A 26,497-nucleotide genomic window follows, 5' to 3' on the forward strand; every position below is an offset into this window, starting at 1 on the left:
CGTACACCCCCTATGCATCTCTTTGGCAGGTTCAGGATTGACCGGGATGTCGCCTTGCCTGCGGCACGTCGATCCGCGTGGCCCGTGCCAGGCCGCGACGAACGTTCCTGAAAAAGCGTTCAGGTGGGCTCTGCCCCCGTCGCCTTTCAGGCGACTCCCCCGAGGTATTTTGGCCAAGATTAAACGGCAATTGGCGCGCAGCAGGACGATGGCACGCGCTTGGCTGCGCGTCCACGAGGGTGGAAGGCGCAGACCTGTGGCAGGCCCTGCGGTGATTTTTCCTGCCTCTAGCGCCCCTGTGGCGCTTTGCTTCGGTTGACCCCCGCGCGGTGCGGGCATAAACAGCGGACAGTCCCCGCGCGCAGATGCGTATTGCGGGGGATGACCCTGCGCCGCTTCGCCGTGGCGCCCGCGAGCCGAAGGAGCCAGCCTTGGAAGACCTGCTCAGGGATTATGCGCCCGTTCTGATCTTTCTCGCCCTTGCCATCGGGCTTGGGATTGTCCTCATCCTTGCCGCCGTCATTCTGGCCGTGCGCAACCCGGACCCCGAAAAGGTCTCGGCCTATGAATGCGGGTTCAACGCCTTCGACGATGCGCGGATGAAATTCGACGTGCGATTCTACCTCGTGTCGATCCTGTTCATCATCTTCGACCTGGAGATCGCCTTCCTGTTCCCATGGGGCGTGGCCTTCCCGGAAATGTCGATGCTGGGGTTCTGGTCGATGATGATTTTCCTGGCCGTGCTGACCATCGGCTTTGCCTATGAATGGAAGAAGGGGGCCCTCGAATGGGAGTGATGACCAGCGCCAACACCGCCGGTGTGGACAAGGACGTTGCCACCCGCGCCCTGAATGCAGAGCTTCAGGACAAGGGCTTTCTGCTGACCACCGCCGATGACCTGATCAACTGGGCGCGCACCGGGTCGCTGCACTGGATGACCTTTGGTCTGGCGTGCTGCGCCGTGGAAATGATGCATACCTCGATGCCGCGCTATGACGCCGAACGCTTCGGGATCGCGCCGCGCGCCTCTCCGCGTCAGTCGGACGTGATGATCGTGGCAGGCACGCTGACCAACAAGATGGCCCCCGCGCTGCGCAAGGTCTACGACCAGATGCCGGAACCACGCTATGTGATCTCGATGGGGTCCTGCGCCAATGGCGGTGGCTACTATCATTACAGCTATTCCGTGGTGCGCGGCTGTGACCGGATCGTGCCCGTGGATCTCTACGTGCCCGGCTGCCCGCCGACGGCTGAAGCGCTGCTTTACGGCCTGCTTCAGCTGCAGCGCAAAATCCGCCGCACCGGCACCATTACCCGCTAAGGCCCCTGTGGCCCGAGGAGACATCGCATGAGTGAAGACGCCCTTCGCGAACTGGCCGAGCTGATCACCCTCAAGCAGGGCGATGCGGTCATCGGCACCGAGATCGCCCATGGCGAACTGACGGTGGAGATCACGCTGGCCTCTATCCCGGCCTTCATGGAGTTCCTGAAGACCGACACCGCCTGCCGCTTTTCCACGCTGGTGGACATTACCGCCGTCGACTACCCGAGCCGCGACAAGCGTTTCGACATGGTTTGGCATTTCCTGTCGATGTATCAGAACCACCGCATCCGGGTGAAAACCCAGATCCGCGAGGATGACATGGTGCCCTCGATCACCGGTGTCTATCCGGCGGCCAACTGGTTCGAGCGGGAAGTGTTCGACATGTACGGCGTGCTCTTTTCCGGCCACCCGGACCTGCGCCGCATCCTGACCGACTATGGCTTCCGCGGCTATCCGCTGCGCAAGGATTTTCCGACCACGGGCTATACCGAACTGCGCTATGACGAGGCGCTGAAGCGCGTGGTCTATGAGCCGGTGAAGCTGGTGCAGGACTATCGCCAGTTCGATTTCATGAGCCCATGGGAAGGTGCCGAGTATATCCTGCCCGGCGACGAGAAACCCGAGGCCGCGAAAGGCTGATCACGGTCATGGCACAGGCGACACTCCTTTTCGGGATCGGCGCGGCAAAGGCAGGGACAACCTGGCTTTACCGCTATCTCGCCGCGCATCCCGAAGTGCGCCTGCCGGCTGTGAAAGAACTGCACTATTTCGACACCTGCGAGACGGGCAAATTCGACCGGCAGGTTCAGCGCATGACCCGTGAACGCAAGCGCCGCAAGGACCGGCTGCCGACGGGTGACGCGCGCTTGGACAAGCGGCTGCAACGCGAGGTCTGGGCCTATACCGGCTGGCTCAACGTGATCCGCGAAGGGCGGAACGATACGGGCTATCTGGCGTTTCTCAATCACAACGCGGATGGGGCGAGCGTGGTAGGGGACATCACCCCGGCCTATGCAACACTGTCCGAGGCCAGCCTGTCGCGTATGGCCGCACTGGCCCCGGTCACGCGCTTCGTCTTCCTGATGCGCGACCCGCTGGACCGGCTGTGGTCCAACATCCGCATGGCCGCGACCCGCAAGGGCGGCGATCTGGCCGTGACCGCAGGGGCGCTGCTGGACAAGGTGCTTGGCGGCGAGGATCAGACCATGGCGGCGCGCTGCGATTACGCGGGCACACTCGCCCGGCTGAACGCGGCGGTGGACCCGGCCAAGGTGTTCACGGCCTTTTACGAAACCCTGTTCCAGCCCGATACGCTGGCCCGGCTCTGCGGTTTTCTCGGCATTGCCGAGCGGCCCGCCAACACCGAGGCGCGGGTTCTGGCGGGGGAAGACTTGCAAATGACCGAGGCGCAACGCGCCCGCGCGATGGCGTGGCTTGCCCCTCAATACGCGGCGGTAGAGACCCGGATTGGGTCGCTCCCCGCCCGCTGGACGGATAACATGGAGGCGCTGGCATGATGGATGGCGGCAAAGGCTTCGAAGACGCCCTGACAGGCGAACAGAAGATCCGGAATTTCAACATCAACTTCGGGCCTCAGCACCCGGCGGCCCACGGGGTGTTGCGGCTGGTGCTGGAGCTGGATGGCGAGATCGTCGAGCGGTGCGACCCGCATATCGGCCTGCTGCATCGCGGGACCGAGAAGCTGATGGAATCGCGCACCTACCTGCAGAACCTGCCTTACTTTGACCGGCTCGACTACGTGGCGCCGATGAACCAGGAACATGCCTGGTGTCTGGCCATCGAGAAGCTGACCGGCGTGGAAGTGCCGCGTCGCGCGTCGCTGATCCGGGTGCTCTATTCCGAGATTGGCCGGGTTCTGAACCACCTGCTGAACGTGACCACCCAGGCCATGGATGTGGGCGCGCTGACGCCGCCGCTCTGGGGCTTTGAGGAACGCGAGAAGCTGATGGTGTTCTACGAGCGGGCCTGCGGGGCGCGTCTGCACGCGGCCTATTTCCGCCCCGGTGGCGTCCACCAGGACCTGCCGCCGGAGCTGCTGGACGATATCGAGACCTGGGCCAATGAGTTCCCCGCAAAGCTCGACGATATCGACGGGCTGCTGACCGAGAACCGCATCTTCAAGCAGCGCAACGCCGATATCGGTGTGGTGAGCGAGCAGGAGATTCTCGATTGGGGGTTCTCGGGTGTGATGGTGCGCGGATCGGGCCTGGCCTGGGACCTGCGCCGCGCGCAGCCCTATGAATGCTATGACGAGTTCGAGTTCCAGATCCCCGTGGGCAAGAACGGCGACTGCTACGACCGCTACCTCGTGCGCATGGAAGAGATGCGCCAGTCGGTCCACATCATCCATCAGGCGATTGCCAAGCTGCGCGCGCCGGAGGGCCAAGGCGACGTGCTGGCTCGCGGTAAGATCACGCCGCCGAAGCGGGGGGACATGAAGACCTCGATGGAGGCGCTCATTCACCACTTCAAGCTCTATACCGAGGGCTTCCACGTGCCTGCCGGTGAGGTCTATGCGGCGGTCGAGGCCCCTAAGGGAGAGTTCGGCGTTTACCTCGTGGCCGATGGCACCAACAAGCCCTACAAGGCCAAGATCCGCGCGCCGGGCTACCTGCACCTGCAGGCGATGGATCATGTCGCGGGCGGCCACCAGCTGGCCGACGTAGCGGCCATCATCGGCACCATGGATGTGGTGTTCGGAGAGATCGACCGTTGACCCTGTCGCTTCTCACGACGATCTGCGGCGGTGTCACCGTCCTGATCCTGGCCCTTCTGGCCTGGGCGTTCTGGACCGATCCCGACAAGGGGTTGGAGCAGACCACGCACCGTCTTGAGAAGCTGCCAACCGTGATGGCCGATCGCTATACCGCCTTTGCGGTGCTGGCACTGGTCTTCACGATCTACGGGGATCTCAACATCCTGATCGCTCTCTTTGCTGTCTGCGCCTTCATGGGCTTTGCTGATGGCCTGATCTATGCCCGCGCCGGGCATCCACATATGAAACACACGATCTCGGGTGTGCTGTCGTCGGTGGCTTTGGCCATCGCCACCGCCGCCCGTGTGACCGAAGGAGCCAGCTAATGCTTCGCCGCCTCTACCACGACCAGCCCGAAAGCTTTGCCTTCACCCCCGCCAACCAGGCATGGGCCGAGGCGCAGATCACCAAGTACCCCGAAGGCCGCGCGCAATCGGCGGTGATCCCTCTGCTGTGGCGGGCGCAGGAACAGGAAGGCTGGCTGTCCCGGCCCGCGATCGAAGCGGTATCCGACATGCTTGGCATGACCTATATCCGCACGCTGGAAGTGGCGACCTTCTACTTCATGTTCCAGTTGCAGCCCGTGGGCGCGATTGCCCATGTGCAGGTCTGCGGCACCACGTCCTGCATGATCTGCGGCGCCGAAGACCTGATTGCCGTCTGCAAGGACAAGATCGCCGCCAATGCGCATGAACTGTCGGCGGATGGCAATTTCAGCTGGGAAGAGGTGGAATGCCTTGGGGCCTGCGCGAACGCGCCGATGGTGCAGATCGGCAAGGATTACTACGAGGATCTGACCGCCGAGAAATTCGGCTGGATTCTGGACGAGCTGGCCGCAGGCCGCGTGCCCACCCCCGGCCCGCAGAACGGGCGCTACGCGTCGGAGCCGCTGTCTGGTCTGACCTCGCTCAAGGATCATGAGGCCGGGCGCGATGAGCTGAACGCCTCGGCCCGTCTGGCCACCGATATCGGCGACACCGTCAAGCGGATCGACGGGACCGAAGTGCCGCTGTTGGCCCCCTGGGGCAAGCAATCCGGTGCCGAGGCCGCTAGCGCAGCCCCGTCCACGCCCGCCCCGGCAGCAGAGCCCGCACCCGCACCGCAACCCGCCGCGACCCCCCAAACCCAGGCCGAGACCCCGGCAGAGGTCGAGGAGTCTGAGCCCGAATTGCTGAGCGCCCCGCGCGACGGCCGCGAGGCGGATGACCTGAAGAAGATTTCCGGCGTCGGGCCGAAGCTTGAAGAGCTGCTCAATTCCATGGGCTTCTGGCATTTCGACCAGATCGCCGCCTGGGGTCCGTCCGAGATCGCCTGGGTCGATGCGCGCCTCAAGTTCAAGGGCCGGATCGAGCGTGACAATTGGGTCGCACAGGCGAGCGAACTGGCCGGATCCTGATTCTCTGCCTTTGACGAGCGGCCGGAACCCGGCACCCTTGCAGCGCGCGCTGTAGGGGGAGGCGCCCTGTCGCGGGCGTCGGGATGGATGGCAGTCACAGGAGGCCGACGTGATTCATGACTATGAAACCATGTTCAAGGGCCATGTGGAGCAGTCCGAACGGCGTCAGGCCAATGCCGATCTCATGGCTGAAATCCTGTGGAGCTATGTGCAGCCGAAATCGGTCATCGACCTTGGCTGCGGGCTTGGGTTCTTTCTGAAATCCTGTAAGGCGCGGGGCGCCACGATCAAGGGCGTGGATGGCGATTGGGTCGATCTTGGGAACAGCGTGATCCCGAAATCCACCCGCCAGACAGCCGACCTGAATCAGCCCTACACGGCCCGCAAGCGCTATGATCTCGCGGCCACGATCGAAGTGGCGGAGCATCTGACGCCGGACCGGTCGGAGGGGTTCGTCGACGATCTCTGCGCCTTGTCTGACGTGGTGCTGTTCTCTGCGGGCATTCCCGGACAGGGCGGGGCCGGGCATATCAACCTGCGCTTTCAGGGGGAGTGGGCGGCGATGTTCCAGGATCGCGGCTATGGGTGCTACGATCCGATCCGCCGCCGCATGGGGGCGTTCGAGTCGGTGCTGCCCTGGCTGATGCAGAACGTGCTGCTCTACGTGAAAGACGGGGTGGAGGTCAGTCCTGCCCTGTCCGAACATCGCATTCATCCGCGCGCCGCCTCTTATGTGTGCGATTGGCATTACAACAGGCGGGTCAAAACGTTTCAGCGCCGCCTGCGCGCCGCGAAGAAGAAGGCGTAACCGCTTTTCCCAAAAAATCCTTCACAGATCGGGGGCGGCTGGTGTCTACTTGCCGCAATTGGGAAACAGGGGAATTGTTATGTCTGCACAGAATGACAGCACCAGCTGCCATACGAACTGCCTGATCGCCGGGGTCGTCCTTGGGATCTTGCTGTTCCTGATCCTGAAATTCGCCGCCGGGTGGGGCCTCTTGATGGCGCTGATCCTCGGTCTCGTGGTGGCGGTGCTTTTGACCATCGTGCTGCGCATGGTCTTGTGTGTCGAGAGCGGGGCAGGGGCGTCTGCCTCGGCGCCGGCATCTTCGCCCGCGCCAACCCCGACAGCGCCGCCCGCACCGGCACCGGCTGCCGCTCCGGAACCGGAGGCTGCCCCGGAGCCCGTCGCGGAAAGCGTTCCAGAGCCGGAACCCGAAGCGGCGCCCGCACCCGAAGCGGCATCCGAACCGGAACCGGCGGCAGAGCCGGAACCGGAGGCGACGCCAGAACCCGAGGAAACCCCGACGCCAGTCGCCTCCGCGCCGGAACCGATTGAGGAAGAGGCCCCCGCCGCACAGCCCGCCGCAATGGAGGCCGCACGGGAAGGGGGACCGGACGATCTGAAAAAGATCAAAGGTGTCGGCCCCAAGCTGGAGCGATTGCTGCACTCGCTCGGTATCTATCACTTCGACCAGATCGCCGCCTGGGGGCCTGCCGAAGTGGCCTGGATGGACGACAATCTGCAAGGCTTCCGGGGCCGCGTGACCCGCGATGACTGGGTTGCGCAGGCAGGGCTATTGGCCGCAGGTGGAGAGACGGATTTCTCAAGAAAAGTTGACGACGGGGATGTATATTGACCTCTGGGAGGATGTGTTTGATCATCCAAGAGGACAACCGACATGAAACTTGCAGAAGACATCTGGCTGGGATCTGTCGCGGCCCGTAACAACCTGATCGCGGCCGCGAACTACTCGGCCGCGTTCTACGGAAATGCTGCGGTGCAGAGCTGGTCTTTGGGCCTGACCGCGCCGCAGGTGTTCTGGTCCGCGATGGCCCGTGCCTTCGACGACACGCCCGGAAATACCGATGAGGCACCGGTTGCTGAGACCGTAGCCGAGGCCCCGCTTGCGGAGGCTCCCGTATCTGAGGCGCCGGTTCTGACCGTGGTCGAGGCCGATCCGGAGCCTGCCGTGGCAGAGCCGGACCCGGATCCGGTCATGGTTGAGGAAGACATCCCCGCCGCGACCCCGGAAGCTGCCACCCCAAATCCGCATCTGCTGGACGAGCCGCGCGGCGGCGTGGCTGATGATCTGAAGCTGGTCAAGGGCATCGGCGCCAAACTGGAGGCGGGCCTGAACGAGATCGGGATTTACCATTTCGATCAGGTGGCCGCTCTGGACGCGGCCGGAATCGACTGGCTGGACGAACACCTTCCGGGCTTCAAGCGCAGCTGTGCGCGGTTCGATCTGGTCACGGGCGCAGGCGAATTCGTCTGAGCCCGCCGCCATCGCGCAGCAAAAACCAAACGCGTCGGCCTGTCCGGCGCGTTTTTCCGTTCTCCGCTTGCGATTTGCGCCGCCGAACAGTGGACAATCCCCGCCGCTCTGCCGTAAACCGGGCCAAACCGCTAGCGACCCGAGGCCAGGCCAAATGCCCGATGCCCCCCGGACTGTTTCCCCCCAGGCCCGCAAGGCCCGCATCGCCGCCGTCGTTATGGCCGTGACGATGATCTTGTGGATGGGGGCGCAGCTTGTGGGTGGACAGTTGGGCCTGCCCGTGCGCTATGTGTTTCTGTTCGACCTTGCGGCAATTGCGGCTCTGGTCTGGGCTCTGATCGTGACGTATCAGGTCTGGCAAGCCCGCCGCGCAGAAAGGGACTGAGGATGCTTCAGGACAAAGACCGGATCTTTACCAATATCTACGGCATGCATGACCGGACCCTCGCAGGGGCCAAGGCGCGCGGCCACTGGGACGGCACCAAGGACCTGATCGGTCTGGGCCGCGACAAGATCGTGGAGATCATGAAGGCGTCCGGCCTGCGCGGGCGTGGCGGGGCGGGTTTCCCGACCGGACTGAAATGGTCGTTCATGCCCAAGGAAAGCGATGGCCGCCCATCCTACCTGGTCATCAACGCAGACGAATCCGAGCCCGGCACCTGCAAGGACCGGGAGATCATGCGCAACGATCCCCATACGCTTATCGAAGGGGCGCTGATCGCCTCTTTCGCCATGGGCGCGCATGTCAGCTACATCTATATCCGCGGCGAATATATCCGCGAGCGCGAGGCGCTGCAGGCCGCGATCGACGAGGCGTATGACGCGGGCCTTCTGGGCAAGAACGCCGCAGGATCGGGCTTCGACTTCGACCTCTACCTGCATCATGGCGCAGGGGCCTATATCTGTGGCGAGGAAACGGCCCTCATTGAAAGCCTCGAAGGCAAGAAGGGCATGCCCCGGATGAAGCCGCCTTTCCCGGCAGGTGCGGGCCTTTATGGCTGCCCCTCGACCGTGAACAACGTGGAATCCATCGCCGTTGTGCCGACCATCCTGCGCCGGGGCGCGGAGTGGTTTGCGGGCTTCGGCCGCCCCAACAATGCGGGCACCAAGCTCTTTGCGATCTCGGGCCATGTGAATAACCCCTGTGTGGTGGAAGAGGCGATGTCGATCAGCTTCGAGGAGTTGATTGAAAAGCATTGCGGCGGCATCCGTGGCGGGTGGGACAACCTGCTGGCGGTGATCCCCGGCGGGTCTTCGGTTCCTTGCGTGCGCGGTGAGAACATGCGCGATGCGATCATGGATTTCGACTATCTGCGTAACGATCTGCAATCGGGCCTCGGCACCGCTGCGGTCATCGTCATGGACAAGTCCACCGACATCGTGAAAGCGATCTGGCGTCTGTCCAAGTTCTACAAGCACGAAAGCTGCGGCCAGTGCACGCCCTGCCGTGAGGGCACCGGCTGGATGATGCGCGTCATGGATCGTTTGGTGCGTGGCGAGGCGGAACTGGAAGAGATCGACATGCTGTTCCAGGTCACCAAGCAGGTGGAAGGCCACACGATTTGCGCCCTTGGCGATGCGGCGGCCTGGCCGATCCAGGGCCTCATTCGCAACTTCCGCGATGAGATCGAGGACCGGATCAAGGCCCAGAAAGCCGGACGCGTCAGCGCGGTTGCCGCCGAATAGGGATGCATCTGGCCCAGTTCAATATCGGCCGAATGGCCTATGAGCTGGACGATCCCCGCATGGCCGATTTCAACCGCGGGATCGACATGCTGAACAGTATCGCGGAACGGTCCGACGGGTTCGTCTGGAAATACGAAACCGCCTTCGGGGGCGTCGTCCCCGAAGAGGTCGATGGCGATCCCCGCATTCTGGTGAACCTGACCGTGTGGGACAGTGTTGACAGCTTGCGCTTCTATGTCTGGAACACGCTGCACAAGCATTTCGTAACGCGGCGGGCGGACTGGTTCACACCGATGGACGAGGCCCATTTGGTGATGTGGTGGGTGCCGGAAGGGCACCGCCCGGATCTGGCCGAGGCTTTGGCCAAGCTGGAATATCTGCGCCAGAACGGGGAGACCGAAGACGCGTTCAGCTGGAATGCCGTTTCGAAGGCGTGACTGGGCGCTGCCCATCAAGCCCTTGATTATGTGTGCAATAGGCCTCTAGGGTTCTTCCCGAATATTATTCTGACGGAGGCCATTCCATGAAATCCACTTCTCTTGCCATCGTCATCTCGCTCGCCGTGACCGGTCTCGCGCAGGCTCAAACCCTTGAAGATCTGATCGCAGGCGAAATGACCTTCTCGCTTGAGGAGTATGGCGACCTGGTCCGCACCAATTTTCGCGCCTCGGCGTCCGGGCATTCGAACGGCATCGCCTACACGCTGACCGGAGAGCGCGGATCATCCATCTTCACCGGTTTTTCCAATGATGGGGAAGATCAGGAATTCAACGATCTGCCGATGCCGCATGACGCGATTCACGTTGGCAGCAACTTTTCCATCACCTTTGACGAACCGGTGCAGGCGCTGATCGTTGCAACGGCCAATGACAACGCCACCGGGGACGGGTTCGACTTTGGCATGATGCCGCTTGAAACCGTCGATATCGAGATGCAGGGCACCTTCATGCGCAGCGAGGACCATCGCGGGACGCTGGCGCTGTTCGTTCTGGTGGAGCCAACCGACACCTGGGAAAGCCTCTCGGAGGATGCCATTTCCGATGGGATCGACCTGGCGTTTTTTGCCTATCCTGTCTGGCCGCCTGCCTCGGAGTAAATAGACTGCGCCACGCCATCTGGCAGAGGGCGCGCTAGAACGGGAGGACGAGATGGCAGACACGAAACCACCCCTGCGCGAAAAGGGTGGCTGACACGGGAACGCAATGGCATTGCCTCCTTCGCGGACCTGTCCCGCATCCTTCTGGCGGTGGTCGCCGGTCTGGTGGCGTTCTGGCAGTTCAACCAGCAATGGCGGATCGAGAATGAACGCGGCGCGCGGGCGGCCTACCGCGAGTTCCTGATCATCTCGATGAACAACCCCGAGATGTCGCGCCCCGACCTTCTGGAACAGGACGCGACCCCGATCGAGAACGAGCGCTATTTCTGGTATGTAAACCTGATGAGCCAGACCTTCGAAGAGGTATTCGCCCATGTTCCCGAGGTCGACGCTTGGGTGGCCATCGCGGAAATCCAGATCGCCTTTCACTGCGGGTTCTACCTTGGCGACGACTATGATCCGTCGCTGTATTCCGCGCGATTCCGGGGCACGGTGGACCGGATCATTGACGAGGACCCCCTGGGGTTCTGCCACTAACCTGTGTCCCATCTGCCCATGAAGCGTTCTGCGGCCCCTTGAAAGCGTTGATGAATCCTATCCGAAAGGGTAGACTGTACCCAAATGGCACCCGAAAACGGGGCGAGTGGGTTCCTCTGTGGAGGCGGCAGTGACAGACCAACGTGCATATGACGGCGGCAGGCCGGTCTTGGTCGGTGTCTACCGGGTATGGGTGGTCGCCGTATTCGTGTCCTTCGCGGCGCTTGGCATCTGGCTGGGATATACCTGGGGCATTGGCGGCTCAATCTTGGGCACGGTGATCGGGGTGATGCTGGCAGGCATGGTCATGATGGTGCTGAACACGCCGGAAAAACTGGAAGCGGCGATTTACACGACGCTCGGGATCGCGTTCGTGGCGCTGATCATCTACCTGATCATCGCCTATTGGGGCGTGCGGATCTGAGCGGGGAGAACCGGCGGGAACGGGCCGATTCACGCGGATAGCAATCGCCTGATATTGAATGTCAGACCGCAATGATCCCATTTTGGCGCAGGGTCCGACGATTCCAGCCAAGGATTTTGCAATATGTCTCGATGTTTCCCCCTTCTTGTGATGTGCCTGTTTTTGGCGCAGCCGGCACGCGCCGATGATTGGGATGTGCTGCGCAATGACCCGGTGCTGAGCGAGGGGTTGGTGGCCTTTGCCATCGCACGCCACATCCATAATCGTTGCGACTCGATTTCCGCCCGGCGCTTGCGCGCGCTCGGGTTCATCAACAGCCTTGTCGGGCGCGCGACCGATCTTGGCTTCACCCGCTCGGAGATCGAGGATTTCGTCTTCAACGAAGACGAGCAGCAGCGCGTGCGCGCAATTGCTGATGCGCGATTGGCAGAACGCAACGCATCGCCCGATCAACGCGATGGATATTGCACCGTTGGCGAAGAAGAAATTGCCGCGAACAGTCAGATCGGCCGCCTTTTGCGGTAACCTTTTCTTTCCAATTTCATGCTCCAAGCCCATGCCCGCCCCCAAATAGCGGGCATGCGCGCATTGGGCGCGGTCATATACCGTTGTATACCGGGTTATCGGCTTGAAAAATGCCGCCATCACGTTGCAAAAGCGCGTCAATCGCGGCACTAGGGTGGCACGGCAATTTTCCGCGTGAATCCGGGCGGGGCTTGCGGTAGACACGCCGCCAACCGGAGCCAAGCGACGCGCAAGGGTGAAGCATGACCGATCTACGCAAAATCATCATCGACGACAAAGAGATCGAGGTGGATCCCGCGATGACATTGATTCAGGCCTGTGAAGAGGCCGGAGTCGAAGTTCCGCGGTTCTGCTATCACGAGCGTCTGTCGATCGCCGGCAACTGCCGCATGTGTCTGGTCGAGGTCGTGGGCGGCCCGCCGAAACCCGCCGCCTCCTGCGCCATGCAGGTGCGTGACCTGCGCCCCGGCCCGGAAGGTCAGCCGCCGGTCGTCAAAACGAACTCCCCCATGGTCAAGAAGGCCCGCGAAGGGGTGATGGAGTTTCTGCTGATCAACCATCCGCTGGATTGCCCGATCTGTGACCAGGGTGGCGAATGCGACCTGCAGGATCAGGCGATGGCCTATGGTGTGGACTTCTCGCGTTACCGCGAGCCCAAGCGCGCCTCCGAGGAGTTGAACCTAGGTCCGCTCGTGTCCACCGCCATGACCCGCTGTATTTCCTGCACCCGCTGCGTGCGCTTCACGACCGAGGTCGCGGGTATCTGGCAGATGGGCCAGACCGGGCGCGGTGAGGATAGCGAAATCACCAGCTACCTGAACGAAACGCTCGATTCGAACCTTCAGGGCAATATCATCGACCTCTGCCCGGTTGGCGCGCTGACATCGAAGCCCTACGCCTTCACCGCCCGTCCCTGGGAACTGACCAAGACCGAAACCATCGACGTGATGGACGCGCTTGGCTCGAACATCCGCGTGGATACCAAGGGGCGTGAAGTCATGCGCATCCTGCCGCGCAACCATGACGGCGTGAACGAGGAATGGATTTCCGACAAGACCCGCTTCATCTGGGATGGATTGCGCCGCCAGCGTCTGGACACGCCCTATGTCCGCGAAAATGGCAAGCTGCGCAAAGCCAGTTGGCCCGAGGCGCTGTCTGCTGCCGCAAGCGCCATGAAGGGCAGGAAGGTCGCGGGTCTCGTGGGCGATCTGGCCCCGGTCGAGCGGCGTTTGCACTGAAAGGGCTGATCGAGGGGCAGGGCGGCAACGTGGAATGCCGCACCGATGGCGCGAAACTGCCTGCTGGCAACCGGGGCGCCTATGCGGGCACCGCGATGGTCGAGGATATCGATAGCGCCAAGACCATCCTGCTGATTGGAACCAACCCGCGTGACGAGGCACCGGTTCTGAACGCACGCATCCGCAAGGCGTGGATCAACGGCGCACGGATCGGGCTGATCGGTCCCAAGGCGGACCTGACCTATGATTACTACCATTTTGGCACCGACCGCAAAGCGCTGACCGATCTGGTCGCCAAGGTCGAAGCCAAGCCCGACACCATCGTGATCGTCGGCCAGGGCGCGCTGCGCGAAGCCGATGGCGAAGCGGTTCTGAGCCAGGCGCTGGCCTATGTGGAAGGTTGCGGCGCGAAGCTGATGGTTCTGCATACAGCCGCCTCCCGTGTGGGCGCGATGGATGTGGGCGCGGTGACCGAGGGCGGTCTGCCTGCGGCGATCGACGGGGCAGAGGTGATCTACAACCTCGGTGCCGATGAAGTGGACATCGCCGACGGCCCCTTCGTGATCTATCAGGGCAGCCATGGCGACCGGGGCGCGCATCGTGCCGACGTGATCCTGCCGGGCGCGGCCTATACCGAGGAACAAGGCCTCTTCGTCAACACCGAAGGCCGCCCGCAACTGGCGCTTCGTGCGGGCTTTGCCCCCGGTGAGGCCAAGGAAAACTGGGCGATCCTGCGGGCGCTCTCGGCGGAACTGGGCGCGGCGCTGCCCTACGACTCGCTTGTGCAGTTGCGCAACGCGATGGTGACCGAGGTTCCGCATCTGGCGATGATCGACGAAGTGCCGATGAACGAAATTTCGCCGCTGGAGCTGCGCGCGCCCGGCGATGCCGATTTCGTGCCCGCGGTGAAAGACTTCTACCTGACCAACCCGATTGCCCGCGCGTCGGCCGTGATGGCCGAGCTCAGCGCAATGGCGAAGGCGCGGTCCGAGGCCGCGATTGCGGCGGAATAAGCGGGGTGCCGGGCGGCGGAACGCTCCGGCCCTTCGTGGGTGGCGGTGCCATGGTTCTGGCGCTGGCGGGCTGTACGCCCGATCCGGCGGCCACGCAGAACCGGCATCCGGCGCTGTTTGAGTATCTAGGGGTCGAAACCCGTCTCCTGGATGAAGATCTGGTGAATTTCCGCGTGGAGATGCGCGGTGCAAGGGGGCGAGAGGACGTGGCGGCCTATGCCGAATGTGCAGCAGCTCAGTACACGCTGATCCGGGGCTACGGATTTGCGCGACATGTCCGCACAAATGTGCAGGAAGAGGCTGGCCTTTGGCACGCAGATGCGGTTTACACCGTGTCACCGGCGCTCCCCCGGGGGGTGCAGACGATAGACGCCGAAGTGGTGGTCGCCGACTGCGCCGAGCAAGGCATACCGACGGTGTGAGGACAGATGGCTGAATTCTTTACAACCACTCCCGGCATCGCGCTGATTATTATCGCGCAGTGTCTTGCGGTGATCGCATTCGTGATGATCTCGCTTCTCTTCCTGGTCTATGGCGACCGGAAGATCTGGGCCGCGGTCCAGATGCGCAAGGGCCCCAACGTGGTTGGGGTCTTCGGGCTGTTGCAATCGGTCGCGGATGCGCTGAAATACGTCATCAAGGAAGTGGTGATCCCGGCGGGCGCTGACAAGCCTGTCTTCATCCTGGCGCCGCTGACCAGTTTCGTGCTGGCGATGATTGCCTGGGCGGTGATCCCCTTCAACGATGGGTGGGTCCTGGCGGATCTGAACGTCGCCATCCTCTATGTCTTCGCCGTCTCCTCGCTGGAGGTATATGGCGTGATCATGGGCGGGTGGGCCTCGAACTCCAAATATCCGTTCCTGGGCTCGCTGCGCTCTGCCGCACAGATGATTTCCTACGAGGTGTCCATCGGCCTGATCATCATCGGCGTGGTGATTACCACGGGATCGCTGAACTTCGGTGACATCGTGCGCGCGCAGGACGGGTCTTACGGCTTCTTCAGCTGGTACTGGCTGCCGCATTTCCCGATGGTCTTCCTGTTCTTCATCTCGGCCCTGGCCGAAACCAACCGCCCGCCTTTCGACCTGCCAGAGGCGGAATCGGAACTGGTCGCGGGCTACCAGGTGGAATATTCGGCCACGCCCTTCCTGCTGTTCATGGCCGGGGAATACATCGCCATCTTCCTGATGTGCGCCCTTGTCACGCTGCTGTTCTTCGGCGGCTGGCTGAGCCCAGTTCCGGGTCTGCCCGATGGCGTGTTGTGGATGGTCGGCAAGATGGCCTTCTTCTTCTTCATCTTCGCCATGGTGAAGGCGATCACGCCGCGCTACCGCTATGACCAGCTGATGCGGATCGGTTGGAAGGTGTTCCTGCCGCTGTCTCTGGGTTGGGTCGTGATCGTGGCCTTCCTGGCAAAATTCGAACTCTTCGGCGGCGCCTATGCCCGCTGGATGATCGGGGGCTGATTGATGACGCAGATCGACTACACCCGCGCCGCGAAATACTTCCTGCTGGCGGATTTCGTCAAAGGCTTCCAACTGGGGCTGAAGTATTTCTTCGCCCCCAAGGCCACGGTGAACTACCCGCACGAGAAAGGCCCGCTCTCGGTCCGCTTCCGCGGTGAACACGCCCTGCGCCGCTACCCCAATGGCGAAGAACGCTGTATTGCCTGTAAGCTCTGCGAAGCGATCTGCCCCGCGCAGGCCATCACCATCGACGCCGAACCGCGCGAGGACGGCAGCCGCCGGACCACCCGCTACGACATCGACATGACCAAATGCATCTATTGCGGCTTCTGCCAGGAAGCCTGCCCGGTGGATGCGATTGTCGAAGGCCCCAACTTCGAATTTGCCACCGAAACCCGTGAAGAGCTGTTCTACAACAAGGAAAAGCTCCTCGAAAACGGGGCCCGTTGGGAAGCCGAGATTGCCCGCAACCTTGAACTGGATGCCCCCTACAGATGACCAAAGCCCCGCAAAATCCGTTCGCGGCGCTGATGGCGCAGACGCAGGACATGGCCAAGGATTGGGTCAAGCAGGTCAATCCTGCCATGGCGCAGTTCACGCCGCAGGGCTTTGAAAAGCTCTGGCCGACCATGCCTGCCGAGATGATGGAAGCGTTCATGGGCAAGCAGTTCAACCCCGATGGGCTGGATGCCAAGACCCGCCTGCTGCTGACGCTTCAGGGCCTGACCATTCAGGGCGCCGTGGCCGAACCGCAGATCCGCCTGACCGTGCGCCACGCGCTGGAGGCCGGGGCATCGAAACAGGAAATTGCCGAAACCATCGCGCAGGCCGCCATGTTCGGGGGTGTCCCCGCCATGACCAAGGCGATGGAGCTTGCCCGTCAGGCCATCGACGGAACCGAGGAGTAACCCCATGGGTATCGCCGATTTCACCTTTTACCTCTTCGCCATCACCACTGTGGTGGCCGGCCTCTTCGTGGTGGTCAGCCGCAACCCTGTTCATTCGGTGCTCTGGCTGATCCTGGCCTTCCTCAGCTCTGCCGGGCTCTTCGTCCTGATCGGGGCAGAGTTCGTGGCGATGCTGCTGGTCATCGTCTATGTGGGCGCGGTCGCGGTGCTGTTCCTCTTCGTCGTCATGATGCTGGATGTGGATTTCGCCGAACTGAAGGCGGAGATGGCCAAGTACATCCCCATGGCCGGGCTCATTGGCGTGATCATCCTGATCCAGCTGTCCATGGCGTTTGGTCCCTGGGCCACTGCCGAGGGCGTTGACCTGCTGGCGACCCCGAATGCGACGCCCGACGGGGCCGCGCACAATACCGCCGCACTCGGCGCCGTGATCTATGACCACTACTTCCTGCTCTTCCAACTGGCGGGCCTGATCCTGCTGGTCGCCATGATCGGCGCCATCGTGCTGACCCTGCGCCACCGCACAGACGTCAAGCGCCAGAACGTTCTGGCCCAGATGTACCGCGACCCGGCCAAGGCGATGGAACTGAAGGATGTGAAGCCGGGGCAGGGGCTGTAAGGCTCGCATCCGGACGAATTTACAAGGCGAGTCGCAGCGACTCGCGACGATGCAAAACCAAGGGGTGATAGGCCCCGGAGGGACGAGATGAGTATCGCACTGGAACATTACCTGACGGTGGCGGCAGCGCTGTTCGTCATCGGGATTTTCGGGATCTTCCTGAACCGCAAGAACGTGATCGTCATCCTGATGTCGATCGAACTGATGCTTCTGGCGGTCAATATCAACCTCGTCGCCTTTTCCGCCTATCTGGGCGATCTGACGGGGCAGATCTTTACCCTCTTCGTGCTGACCGTCGCCGCCGCCGAGGCCGCGATTGGCCTGGCTATCCTCGTCTGCTTCTTCCGCAACCGCGGCACGATTGCCGTGGAAGACGTCAACGTTATGAAGGGCTGAGCCGACATGGAAACCTTCCTTCTCTTCCTCCCGCTCGTCGGCGCAATCATCTGCGGCTTCTCCTGGCGTCTGATCGGGGAAACGGCGGCCTGTTGGGTCGCGACGGGCGCGCTCTTCGTCTCGTGTATCCTTAGCTGGTTTGTCTTCCTGGGCTTCGACGGCGAGACCTATACCCGCGATCTTTTCACCTGGATCGCATCTGGCACGCTGGACACCAGCTGGTCGGTGCGCATCGACCGCCTGACCGCGATCATGCTGATCGTGATCACCACCGTTTCGGCGCTCGTGCACCTCTACTCCTTCGGCTACATGGCCCATGACGAGCATTTCCGGGAGGGCGAGAGCTACCGCCCCCGGTTCTTCGCCTATCTGTCCTTCTTCACCTTTGCGATGCTGTCTCTGGTGACCGCAGACAACCTTCTGCAACTGTTCTTCGGTTGGGAAGGTGTGGGCGTCGCGTCCTACCTGCTGATCGGGTTCTATTTCCGCAAGCCGAGCGCTGGTGCCGCCGCGATGAAAGCCTTCATCGTCAACCGCGTGGGTGACTTCGCCTTCCTGCTTGGCATCTTCGCGATCTACAAGCTGACCGACAGCATCAACTTCTCGGTGATCCTTGCGGAAGGCCCGCATCTGGCGGAGCAGACCATCACCTTCATGGGCCGGGAACTGAATGCCGCCAACACCATCGGCATGCTGCTCTTTATCGGGGCCATGGGGAAATCGGCGCAGCTGTTCCTGCACACCTGGCTGCCGGACGCGATGGAAGGTCCGACGCCGGTGTCGGCGCTCATTCACGCCGCGACCATGGTGACGGCGGGTGTCTTCCTGGTCTGCCGCATGTCGCCGATCATGGAATACGCGCCCTATGCCACCAACTTCATCGTGATCATCGGGGCGGCCACCGCGTTTTTCGCGGCGACCGTGGGTCTGGTGCAGAACGACATCAAGCGCGTCATCGCCTATTCGACCTGTTCGCAGCTTGGCTACATGTTCGTGGCCGCGGGCGTCGGGGTTTATTCGGTCGCGATGTTCCACCTTTTCACGCATGCGTTCTTCAAGGCGATGCTGTTCCTCGGCGCGGGCTCGGTCATCCATGCGATGCATCACGAGCAGGACATGAGGAACTATGGCGGCCTGAGGAAGAAGATCCCCTTCACCTTCGCGGCGATGATGATAGGCACGCTGGCCATCACCGGCGTCGGTATTCCGCTGACGGGCTGGATCGGCTTTGCCGGCTTTGCGTCCAAGGACGCGGTGATCGAGAGCGCCTTTGCCTTCGGCGGCGGTCTTGGGACCTACGCCTTCTGGATGCTGGTCGTCGCGGCGTGCTTCACCAGCTTCTATTCCTGGCGCCTGATCTACCTGACCTTCTATGGCAAGCCGCGCGGTGACAAGCACGCGCATGAGCATGCCCATGAAAGCCCCAAGACCATGTTGATCCCGCTGGCAGTGCTCGCGCTTGGCGCGGTCTTCTCCGGCGCGATCTGGTACAACCAGTTCTTCGGACACACCGATACCGTGGGCCGTTTCTTCGGTGTTCCTTACGCGGTCGAGGGTCATGCGGATGAGGCTGGCCATGGCGAGGAAGCGACGGCGACTGACGGTCATGGCGAAGCGGCAACCGACGGGCATGGCGACAACGCTGCCGCTGCCGACAGCCACGCCACCGAAGACACCCACGCCGCTGCGGATGACGGACATGGCGAGGCGCATTATGTCTTTACCGGCCATGCGGGCGAGGGCGCCATTCACATGGCACCGGATAACCACGTGCTGAATGACGCGCATAGCGTGCCGAAATGGGTCAAGCTGGCGCCCTTCGTCGCCATGATCATCGGCTTTGTTACCGCAACGCTGTTCTACATCGTCAATCCCAAGCTGCCCTCTCGCACGGCAGAGCTGTTCCAGCCCGCCTATCAGTTCCTGCTGAACAAGTGGTATTTCGACGAGATCTACAACTGGATCTTCGTCATCCCCGCCGCCTGGATCGGGCGAACCCTGTGGAAGCGCGGCGATGGCAATATCATCGACGGCGGCATCAACGGGTTGGCCATGGGGATCATCCCCTTCTTCACGCGGCTCGCGGGCCGGGCACAGTCCGGTTACCTCTTCCACTATGCCTTCGCGATGGTTCTGGGCATCGCGGTGCTGATCACCATCGCAACCTTGAGCTTCGGGGGCTGAGAGCAGAGACATGCAAGACAATCTTCTCTCCATCGTTACCTTCCTTCCCCTGGTGGCTGCGCTTTTCGCACTGATCCCGGATGGCAAGTCTGAGGGCGGCAAGAAGAACGCGAAGTATCTGGCCTTGGCCGCAACGCTTGCGACCTTCGTGATCTCGCTGTTCATCCTGGTGGAATTCGACGCCTCCAACCCCGGCTTCCAGCTGGAGGAAGAGGGTGAGTGGATGCTCGGCCTGACCTACAGGGTCGGCGTTGACGGCATCTCGGTCCTCTTCGTGATGCTGACCACCTTCCTGATGCCGCTGGTCATCTGGTCGTGCTGGGAGGTGGAGCATCGCGTCAAGGAATACATGATCGCGCTTCTGGTTCTGGAAAGCCTGATGATCGGCGTCTTTGTGGCGCTGGATCTGGTCCTTTTCTACCTGTTCTTCGAGGCGGGCCTCATCCCGATGTTCCTGATCATCGGCATCTGGGGCGGTCAGAACCGCATCTATGCTGCGTTCAAGTTCTTCCTCTACACCTTCCTCGGCTCGGTGCTGATGCTGGTGGCAATGATCGCCATGTATGTGGATGCAGGCACGACCGATATCCCGACGCTGCTGACCCACCAGTTCAGCTCTGACACGATCTCTATCATGGGCTGGCACATCGTCGGTGGTCTGCAAACGATCCTGTGGATCGCCTTCTTCGCCAGCTTTGCGGTGAAAATGCCGATGTGGCCGGTCCACACCTGGTTGCCCGATGCGCACGTTCAGGCGCCCACGGCGGGCTCGGTCGTTCTGGCCGCGATCCTGCTGAAGATGGGCGGCTATGGCTTCCTGCGCTTCTCTCTGCCGATGTTCCCGGTCGCCTCTGACCTGATGGCAGAGTTCGTCATGTGGCTGTCGGTCATCGCGATCATCTACACCTCGCTCGTTGCGATGGTGCAGGAGGACATGAAGAAGCTGATCGCCTATTCCTCGGTCGCCCATATGGGTTACGTCACCATGGGTATCTTCGCGGCGAACCAGCAGGGCGTCGATGGTGCGATCTTCCAGATGATCAGCCACGGCTTCGTCTCCGGCGCGCTCTTCCTCTGCGTGGGCGTCATTTATGACCGGATGCACACCCGCGAGATCGACGCCTATGGCGGCCTTGTGAACCGGATGCCGGCCTATGCGCTCGTGTTCATGCTGTTCACCATGGCCAATGTCGGGCTGCCCGGCACCTCCGGGTTCGTGGGGGAATTCCTGACGCTGATGGGTGTCTTCCAGGTCAACACCTGGATCGCGGTCTTCGCCGCAACCGGCGTGATCCTGTCGGCGGCTTATGCGCTGTGGCTCTACCGCCGGGTGGTCTTTGGCGACCTGATCAAGGAAAGCCTCAAGTCCATCACCGACATGACCCCGCGTGAACGCATGATCTTCGCGCCGCTCATCGTGATGACCCTGCTTCTGGGCGTCTACCCGAGCCTCGCCCTCGACGTGATCGGCCCCTCGGTCGAGAACCTTGTCCACCATTACGACCTGGCCGTCGGACAGACCCTGTCCGACACCGCCGTCGCCGCCAGCCACTGAGGTCCCGAGATGTTTGCGTCCGATATCGCCATTCTCCTGCCCGAGATCATCCTGTCCGTCTTTGCGATGGCGGGGCTGATTGCTGCGGTCTACACCTCCAAGGACGGCATGGCCCCGGCCCTTGTCTGGATAACCGCCGCGCTGCTGGCGCTGATGGGCATCTATATCGGCCTGACGGGCGAGGGCAGCCAGGTCGCCTTCGACGGCATGTTCATCAATGACGGCTTCGCCCGATTTGCCAAGGTGGTTATCCTGCTGTCTGCCGCCGCCATCCTGCTCATTGGCAAGGATTTTATGAAGCGCGACGACCTGCTGCGGTTCGAATACCCCATGCTGATCGTGCTGGCCTCGGTCGGGATGATGGTCATGGTGTCCTCGGGCAACCTGATGACGCTCTACATGGGGTTGGAGCTGCAATCCCTGTCGCTCTACGTCGTTGCCGCCATGCGCCGGGACAGCGTGCGCTCGACGGAAGCGGGCCTGAAGTATTTCGTCCTCGGGGCGCTGTCCTCGGGCATCTTGCTTTACGGCGCCTCGCTGACCTACGGCTTTGCAGGAACCGCCGATTTCGCCGGTATCGTCGCGGCGGTCGAGGGTGGCGCATCGCTCGGCCTGATCTTCGGTCTGGCCTTCATGGTCGCGGGTCTTGCCTTCAAGGTCTCCGCCGCGCCCTTCCACATGTGGACGCCGGATGTGTACGAGGGCTCGCCCACCCCGGTCACCGCCTTCTTCGCCACCGCGCCCAAGATGGCCGCCATGGGCCTGCTGGCCCGCCTGGCCCATGATGCGTTCGGCAGCGTGGTCAGCGACTGGCAGCAAATCATCGCGCTTCTGGCGGTTCTGTCCATGTTCCTCGGTGCCATTGCCGCGATCGGTCAGACCGACATCAAGCGCCTGATGGCCTATTCCTCGATCTCGCATATGGGCTTTGCCCTGATGGGTCTGGCCGCAGGCACCGAACAGGGCGTCAGCGCCATGCTGATCTACATGGCGATCTACGTGACCATGAATGTCGGCACCTTCGCCTTCATCCTGTCGATGCAGAAGGATGGCCGTCACATCACCAACATCTCGTCGCTGAATGCCTTCTCGACGAAAGAGCCGATCAAGGCCGCCGCGATCCTGATCCTGATGTTCAGCCTCGCCGGTGTGCCGCCGATGGTGGGCTTCTTTGGCAAATACGCGGTGCTTCTGGCCGCCGTGGACGCGGGCCTGAACCTGGTGGCGATCCTGGGTGTGGTCGCTTCGGTGATCGGTGCCTTCTACTATCTGCGCATCGTCTACTTCATGTATTTCGGCGAGGAACGCGAAGGCATCGACGGCAAGATGAGCCCGCTGGCCTATGCCGGTCTGATGGCCGCCGCCGCGATCATGCTGCTTGGGGTCTTCAACCTCTTCGGGGTGGACAGCCTGGCCGAAGCAGCCGCCGCGACGCTGGTCCGCTAAGCCATGACTGGCTGGCCCGAGGGCGTCGGCCGCAGGGTCCTGCAAACGGTCGATAGCACCATGGCCGAGGGCGCGCGTATTGCGCCCTCACTGGCCGGTCCGGAATGGGTGCTTGCGCTGGAGCAGACCGCAGGCCATGGCCGCAGGGGCCGGGCCTGGTCCTCGCCCAAGGGGAATTTCTTCGCCTCTCTGGTGCTGCAGCCCAAAGAAGCCCCCGATCAGGTTGCGCTGCGCAGCTTCGTGGCAGCCCTCGCCCTGCGAGATGCCTTCGTTGCGGCGACGGGGCGGGCCGAGGCGTTCAAGCTCAAATGGCCCAATGACGTGCTGCTGAATGGCGGCAAGGTTGCGGGTATCCTGCTGGAAAGCGTTGGATCGGGGCAGGGGGTCACGCACCTCATTATCGGGATTGGCGTGAACCTTGTGGCGGCCCCCGGGGCCGATCAGGTGGAAGAGGGCGCGGTGCCGCCCGTCAGCCTGCTGTCCGAGACCGGCATTCGCGTCAGCCCCGAAGAGTTCCTCGACCTGCTGGCCGTCGCCTATGCCCGGTATGAGCAGCAATTCACCACCTACGGCTTTGCCCCTATCCGCACCGCCTGGCTGCAGGATGCCGCGCGCTTGGGCGAGACCATCACCGCCCGCACCACCGCCGAGACCATGACCGGGCGCTTTGAGACCATCGACGAAGCCGGTAATCTGATCCTGACCACCGCCAAGGGGCAGCGGGCGATTCCGGCTGCCGACATCTTTTTCTGACCAAAAGGGGGCAACGCCCATGCTTCTGGCCATCGACACCGGCAACACCAACACGGTTTTTTCCATCTGGGACGGGCGGCAGATCCTTGCGACCTTCCGCACCACGACGGAACATCAGCGCACGGCGGACCAGTATTTCGTCTGGCTGTCGACGCTGATGGCGCACAAGAAACTGGATGTGACGATCACCGATTGCATCATTTCGTCCACCGTGCCACGTGTGGTGTTCAACCTGCGCGTCCTGTGTGACCGCTATTTCGACTGTCGCCCGCTTGTGGTTGGCAAGCCCGATTGCCTGCTGCCCAACCCGCCCCGTGTCGATGCGGGCACGCAGGTGGGGCCGGACCGTCTGGTCAATGCCGCCGCAGCCTTCGACCGGCACGGGGGCAACCTGATCGTCGTCGATTTCGGGACCGCCACCACCTTCGACGTTGTGGCTGGGGATGGGGCCTATGTGGGTGGGGTCATTGCGCCGGGCGTGAACCTGAGCCTGGAGGCGCTGCACCACGCTGCTGCCGCGCTGCCCCATGTGGACGTGACCAAGCCACAGAACGTCATTGGCACCAATACCGTGGCCTGTATGCAGTCGGGTATCTTCTGGGGCTATGTGGGTCTTGTACGCGGCATCTGTGACCGGATTTGCGCGGAATATGAAAAACCCATGCGGATCATCGGCACCGGTGGCCTCGCGCCATTGTTCTCGCAGGGGGATGTGCTATTTGACCTGATCGAAGACGACCTGACGATCCACGGGCTGACCGTGATCCACAAATACAACAAGGATAACGGGCAGATATGACCTCCTCCCCTCGACTGATCTACCTTCCCCTCGGCGGCGCGGGGGAGATCGGGATGAATTGCTACCTCTATGGCTATGGGCCGCAGGGGGATGAGCGGCTCATCCTCGTCGATGTGGGTGTGAGCTTCCCCGATATGGATGGCACCCCCGGCGTCGATCTGATCCTGCCTGACATCGCCTGGATCGCGGAACGCGCGGACCGGCTGGACGGCATCTTCATCACCCACGCGCATGAAGACCATGTCGGCGCGCTTGGCCATCTCTACCGCCATTTCCGCAAAGTGCCGGTCTTTGCCCGGCCTTTCACCGCAGCCATTGCCACCCGCAAAATGGAAGAGGCGGGGCAGGATCCAGCCATGGTGCAGGTCGCGCCGGTCTGGCCGGAAACGGTGACAGCCGGTCCCTTTACCGTAGGCTTCGCCCCCACCTCGCATTCCATCCCCGAAGCCTCTGCGCTTGTCATCGACAGCCCTGAAGGCCGTGTTGTGCATTCCGGTGACTTCAAGATCGACCCCAATCCGCGTGTGGGCGAACCCTTTGATCCAGAGATGTGGGAAGAGATCGGCAAGACTGGCGTCCGGGCGCTGATCTGCGATTCCACCAACGTGTTTTCCCGTCACGCGGGCCGCAGCGAAAGCGATTTGCCGGAACCGATCACCAAACTGGTGTCTGAGGCGCGCGGCATGGTCGTGGCGACCACCTTCGCCTCCAACATCGCTCGGGTGAAGACGCTGGCGGAGGCGGGCCGTGCCGCTGGCCGGTCTGTCTGCCTGATGGGCCGGGCGATGAAGCGGATGGTGACGGTTGCGGTGGAAACCGGCGTGCTGACCGACTTCCCCTCGACCATCAGCCCCGAGGAAGCCACACAGGTGCCGCGCGAGAACCTAATGCTGATCGTGACCGGTAGCCAGGGCGAACGGCGCGCGGCTTCGGCGGCGCTGAGCCGTGGCAAGTATCTTGGGCATGAACTGAAAGAGGGCGAGACCTTCCTCTTCTCCTCCAAGACCATTCCGGGCAACGAGGTCTCGGTCGGGCGCATCCAGAATGCGCTGTCGGAAATCGGTGTCGATATCGTCGATGAACAAAGCGGGTTCTATCACGTGTCCGGCCACGCCAACCGGCCGGATCTGGAACGGATGCACGAGCTGCTGAAACCGCAGATCCTTGTGCCAAATCATGGCGAACACCGCCATCTGCGCGAACATTGCAAGGTTGGGGCTGCGGGCGGGATTACTCCGGTTCTGGCGCCGAACGGGTCGATGGTCGAGCTGTCCGGCAACAAACCGGGCATTGTCGAGCATGTCGACGTGACACGTGCCTATCTCGATGGCTCCCGCGTGATCGGGGCGCTTGATGGTGTGGTGCGCGACCGGATGAAACTGGCGCTCAATGGCCTCGTGATCGTGGCCCTGATCATCGACGAGGAAGATGAGCCGCTGGAGGATTGCTGGGTCGAACTGCGGGGCTTGCCGGAGATGGTGGGCAATCAAAGCCTGTCGGAGATGATCGAAGACCAGCTGGCCGAGATGTTCCCGCGCCTGACCCACAAGATGGTGATGCATGACGACAAGCTGGAAGACGAGGTCAAGCGCGTCGTCCGGCAGGTCTGCGTGTCCGAGATCGGGCGCAAGCCCGAGGTCACGACCATCATCTCGCGGCTGATGGCGGGCTGATGGCCCTCAGGGTGGAACACCTTCCCGGCCTGTCCGGGTGGGCCCCCGCCCTGCTGCATGAAAACGGAAACAGCTGGCTCAGCCTGCCGGTGGCCAGCGGCCAAGCGGAGTTTTCCATCCGTCTGCCGCTGACCGAACCCTACGTTGCTGCCCTGCGTGCCGACCCGGCGCGCGTCTGGATCATTTTTGGCGCGCTACACGCGCGACTTCAATCGCTTGGCCCCCGCGTGGGACAAAACCTCGCGCCGGACATCGCTGTGGTCATCCTGCCCCGCATTCTCGGGGCCGAGGATCTTGGCCGCCTTTGCAGCGAACTGCGCGCGGAAGTGCCCGATTTCGACAACGTCATCGCACAGGCCTCTGACCACAGCTACCACGCACCCTGACGGCTGGAACGCGACCTT

The 26,497-nt window shown here is 62.4% G+C and carries 32 protein-coding genes; all 32 read left to right on the forward strand.

What is annotated here, in order from left to right:
• Nucleotides 1–431: 431 nt before the first annotated feature.
• The gene (locus tag ACOOEX_RS05540) at nucleotides 432–797 is read left to right on the forward strand and encodes an NADH-quinone oxidoreductase subunit A (RefSeq protein WP_071688470.1); all 366 of its coding nucleotides are present in this window, start codon (nucleotides 432–434) and stop codon (nucleotides 795–797) included.
• Entirely contained in the window at nucleotides 797–1,321 is a 525-nt protein-coding gene (locus tag ACOOEX_RS05545; RefSeq protein ID WP_071688479.1) for a NuoB/complex I 20 kDa subunit family protein, read from the forward strand. The genes ACOOEX_RS05540 and ACOOEX_RS05545 overlap by 1 nt, the downstream gene beginning before the upstream one ends.
• A gap of 27 nt (nucleotides 1,322–1,348) precedes the next feature.
• The gene (locus ACOOEX_RS05550; protein ID WP_306045538.1) at nucleotides 1,349–1,963 is read left to right on the forward strand and encodes an NADH-quinone oxidoreductase subunit C; all 615 of its coding nucleotides are present in this window, start codon (nucleotides 1,349–1,351) and stop codon (nucleotides 1,961–1,963) included.
• Nucleotides 1,964–1,971: 8 nt separating this feature from the next.
• Nucleotides 1,972–2,841, forward strand: coding sequence for a sulfotransferase family protein (locus tag ACOOEX_RS05555; RefSeq protein ID WP_420397505.1), 870 nt, complete (start codon nucleotides 1,972–1,974; stop codon nucleotides 2,839–2,841).
• The gene (locus tag ACOOEX_RS05560) at nucleotides 2,838–4,061 is read left to right on the forward strand and encodes an NADH-quinone oxidoreductase subunit D (protein ID WP_420397506.1); all 1,224 of its coding nucleotides are present in this window, start codon (nucleotides 2,838–2,840) and stop codon (nucleotides 4,059–4,061) included. The genes ACOOEX_RS05555 and ACOOEX_RS05560 overlap by 4 nt, the downstream gene beginning before the upstream one ends.
• Nucleotides 4,058–4,426, forward strand: coding sequence for a hypothetical protein (locus tag ACOOEX_RS05565; protein ID WP_420397507.1), 369 nt, complete (start codon nucleotides 4,058–4,060; stop codon nucleotides 4,424–4,426). The genes ACOOEX_RS05560 and ACOOEX_RS05565 overlap by 4 nt, the downstream gene beginning before the upstream one ends.
• The gene (gene nuoE / locus ACOOEX_RS05570) at nucleotides 4,426–5,496 is read left to right on the forward strand and encodes an NADH-quinone oxidoreductase subunit NuoE (protein WP_420397508.1); all 1,071 of its coding nucleotides are present in this window, start codon (nucleotides 4,426–4,428) and stop codon (nucleotides 5,494–5,496) included. Before ACOOEX_RS05565 ends, nuoE begins: the two co-directional genes overlap by 1 nt.
• 109 nt (nucleotides 5,497–5,605) lie before the next feature.
• Nucleotides 5,606–6,304, forward strand: coding sequence for a methyltransferase domain-containing protein (locus tag ACOOEX_RS05575; protein ID WP_420397509.1), 699 nt, complete (start codon nucleotides 5,606–5,608; stop codon nucleotides 6,302–6,304).
• Nucleotides 6,305–6,383: 79 nt separating this feature from the next.
• A complete protein-coding gene (locus tag ACOOEX_RS05580; RefSeq protein WP_420397510.1) occupies nucleotides 6,384–7,136 on the forward strand; it encodes a hypothetical protein in 753 nt (250 codons plus the stop codon).
• Nucleotides 7,137–7,178: 42 nt separating this feature from the next.
• Nucleotides 7,179–7,775, forward strand: a complete 597-nt coding sequence (locus ACOOEX_RS05585) for a hypothetical protein (RefSeq protein ID WP_420397511.1) — start codon at nucleotides 7,179–7,181, stop codon at nucleotides 7,773–7,775.
• Between the two features lie 154 nt (nucleotides 7,776–7,929).
• Complete coding sequence (locus tag ACOOEX_RS05590; protein ID WP_071688461.1) at nucleotides 7,930–8,160, forward strand: DUF5337 domain-containing protein; 231 nt, start codon at nucleotides 7,930–7,932, stop codon at nucleotides 8,158–8,160.
• Between the two features lie 2 nt (nucleotides 8,161–8,162).
• Nucleotides 8,163–9,461, forward strand: coding sequence for an NADH-quinone oxidoreductase subunit NuoF (gene nuoF, locus ACOOEX_RS05595; RefSeq protein WP_420397512.1), 1,299 nt, complete (start codon nucleotides 8,163–8,165; stop codon nucleotides 9,459–9,461).
• A gap of 2 nt (nucleotides 9,462–9,463) precedes the next feature.
• Nucleotides 9,464–9,898, forward strand: a complete 435-nt coding sequence (locus ACOOEX_RS05600) for a DUF3291 domain-containing protein (RefSeq protein ID WP_420397513.1) — start codon at nucleotides 9,464–9,466, stop codon at nucleotides 9,896–9,898.
• A gap of 86 nt (nucleotides 9,899–9,984) precedes the next feature.
• Nucleotides 9,985–10,557, forward strand: a complete 573-nt coding sequence (locus tag ACOOEX_RS05605) for a hypothetical protein (protein WP_420397514.1) — start codon at nucleotides 9,985–9,987, stop codon at nucleotides 10,555–10,557.
• A gap of 165 nt (nucleotides 10,558–10,722) precedes the next feature.
• Complete coding sequence (locus tag ACOOEX_RS05610) at nucleotides 10,723–11,094, forward strand: hypothetical protein (protein ID WP_420397515.1); 372 nt, start codon at nucleotides 10,723–10,725, stop codon at nucleotides 11,092–11,094.
• A gap of 130 nt (nucleotides 11,095–11,224) precedes the next feature.
• Nucleotides 11,225–11,518 carry a hypothetical protein gene (locus ACOOEX_RS05615; RefSeq protein ID WP_127560873.1) on the forward strand — a complete coding sequence of 98 codons (294 nt, stop codon included), beginning with the start codon at nucleotides 11,225–11,227 and terminating at the stop codon, nucleotides 11,516–11,518.
• Nucleotides 11,519–11,680: 162 nt separating this feature from the next.
• Nucleotides 11,681–12,043, forward strand: a complete 363-nt coding sequence (locus tag ACOOEX_RS05620) for a DUF5333 domain-containing protein (protein ID WP_420397516.1) — start codon at nucleotides 11,681–11,683, stop codon at nucleotides 12,041–12,043.
• 242 nt (nucleotides 12,044–12,285) lie between these two features.
• Nucleotides 12,286–13,281, forward strand: coding sequence for an NADH-quinone oxidoreductase subunit NuoG (gene nuoG, locus ACOOEX_RS05625; protein ID WP_420397517.1), 996 nt, complete (start codon nucleotides 12,286–12,288; stop codon nucleotides 13,279–13,281).
• Nucleotides 13,182–14,294 (forward strand): molybdopterin-dependent oxidoreductase, encoded by a 1,113-nt coding sequence (locus ACOOEX_RS05630; RefSeq protein ID WP_420397518.1) that lies wholly within the window; start codon nucleotides 13,182–13,184, stop codon nucleotides 14,292–14,294. Before nuoG ends, ACOOEX_RS05630 begins: the two co-directional genes overlap by 100 nt.
• Before the next feature lie 50 nt (nucleotides 14,295–14,344).
• A complete protein-coding gene (locus tag ACOOEX_RS05635; RefSeq protein WP_420398328.1) occupies nucleotides 14,345–14,716 on the forward strand; it encodes a hypothetical protein in 372 nt (123 codons plus the stop codon).
• Nucleotides 14,717–14,722: 6 nt separating this feature from the next.
• Complete coding sequence (gene nuoH / locus ACOOEX_RS05640; RefSeq protein ID WP_420397519.1) at nucleotides 14,723–15,760, forward strand: NADH-quinone oxidoreductase subunit NuoH; 1,038 nt, start codon at nucleotides 14,723–14,725, stop codon at nucleotides 15,758–15,760.
• Nucleotides 15,761–15,763: 3 nt separating this feature from the next.
• The gene (gene nuoI, locus ACOOEX_RS05645) at nucleotides 15,764–16,258 is read left to right on the forward strand and encodes an NADH-quinone oxidoreductase subunit NuoI (protein WP_071688452.1); all 495 of its coding nucleotides are present in this window, start codon (nucleotides 15,764–15,766) and stop codon (nucleotides 16,256–16,258) included.
• Nucleotides 16,255–16,668 (forward strand): carboxymuconolactone decarboxylase family protein, encoded by a 414-nt coding sequence (locus ACOOEX_RS05650; RefSeq protein ID WP_071688451.1) that lies wholly within the window; start codon nucleotides 16,255–16,257, stop codon nucleotides 16,666–16,668. Before nuoI ends, ACOOEX_RS05650 begins: the two co-directional genes overlap by 4 nt.
• A 10-nt stretch (nucleotides 16,669–16,678) precedes the next feature.
• Nucleotides 16,679–17,287: an NADH-quinone oxidoreductase subunit J gene (locus ACOOEX_RS05655; protein ID WP_420398329.1), complete on the forward strand. Its 609-nt coding sequence runs from the start codon at nucleotides 16,679–16,681 to the stop codon at nucleotides 17,285–17,287.
• Between the two features lie 87 nt (nucleotides 17,288–17,374).
• Nucleotides 17,375–17,683, forward strand: coding sequence for an NADH-quinone oxidoreductase subunit NuoK (gene nuoK / locus ACOOEX_RS05660; RefSeq protein ID WP_071688450.1), 309 nt, complete (start codon nucleotides 17,375–17,377; stop codon nucleotides 17,681–17,683).
• A gap of 6 nt (nucleotides 17,684–17,689) precedes the next feature.
• Nucleotides 17,690–19,867, forward strand: coding sequence for an NADH-quinone oxidoreductase subunit L (gene nuoL / locus ACOOEX_RS05665; protein ID WP_420397520.1), 2,178 nt, complete (start codon nucleotides 17,690–17,692; stop codon nucleotides 19,865–19,867).
• Nucleotides 19,868–19,877: 10 nt separating this feature from the next.
• Entirely contained in the window at nucleotides 19,878–21,422 is a 1,545-nt protein-coding gene (locus tag ACOOEX_RS05670) for an NADH-quinone oxidoreductase subunit M (protein WP_420397521.1), read from the forward strand.
• Nucleotides 21,423–21,431: 9 nt separating this feature from the next.
• Nucleotides 21,432–22,868, forward strand: a complete 1,437-nt coding sequence (gene nuoN, locus ACOOEX_RS05675) for an NADH-quinone oxidoreductase subunit NuoN (RefSeq protein WP_420397522.1) — start codon at nucleotides 21,432–21,434, stop codon at nucleotides 22,866–22,868.
• Nucleotides 22,869–22,871: 3 nt separating this feature from the next.
• The gene (locus ACOOEX_RS05680) at nucleotides 22,872–23,621 is read left to right on the forward strand and encodes a biotin--[acetyl-CoA-carboxylase] ligase (protein WP_420397523.1); all 750 of its coding nucleotides are present in this window, start codon (nucleotides 22,872–22,874) and stop codon (nucleotides 23,619–23,621) included.
• Nucleotides 23,622–23,640: 19 nt separating this feature from the next.
• Entirely contained in the window at nucleotides 23,641–24,420 is a 780-nt protein-coding gene (locus ACOOEX_RS05685) for a type III pantothenate kinase (RefSeq protein WP_420397524.1), read from the forward strand.
• Nucleotides 24,417–26,093 carry a ribonuclease J gene (locus ACOOEX_RS05690; protein ID WP_420397525.1) on the forward strand — a complete coding sequence of 559 codons (1,677 nt, stop codon included), beginning with the start codon at nucleotides 24,417–24,419 and terminating at the stop codon, nucleotides 26,091–26,093. The genes ACOOEX_RS05685 and ACOOEX_RS05690 overlap by 4 nt, the downstream gene beginning before the upstream one ends.
• A complete protein-coding gene (locus ACOOEX_RS05695) occupies nucleotides 26,093–26,479 on the forward strand; it encodes a hypothetical protein (RefSeq protein ID WP_420397526.1) in 387 nt (128 codons plus the stop codon). The genes ACOOEX_RS05690 and ACOOEX_RS05695 overlap by 1 nt, the downstream gene beginning before the upstream one ends.
• Nucleotides 26,480–26,497: the final 18 nt, after the last annotated feature.

Origin of the sequence: Nioella sp., from assembly GCF_965215655.1 — a bacterium.
Taxonomy (GTDB): Bacteria; Pseudomonadota; Alphaproteobacteria; order Rhodobacterales; family Rhodobacteraceae; genus Nioella.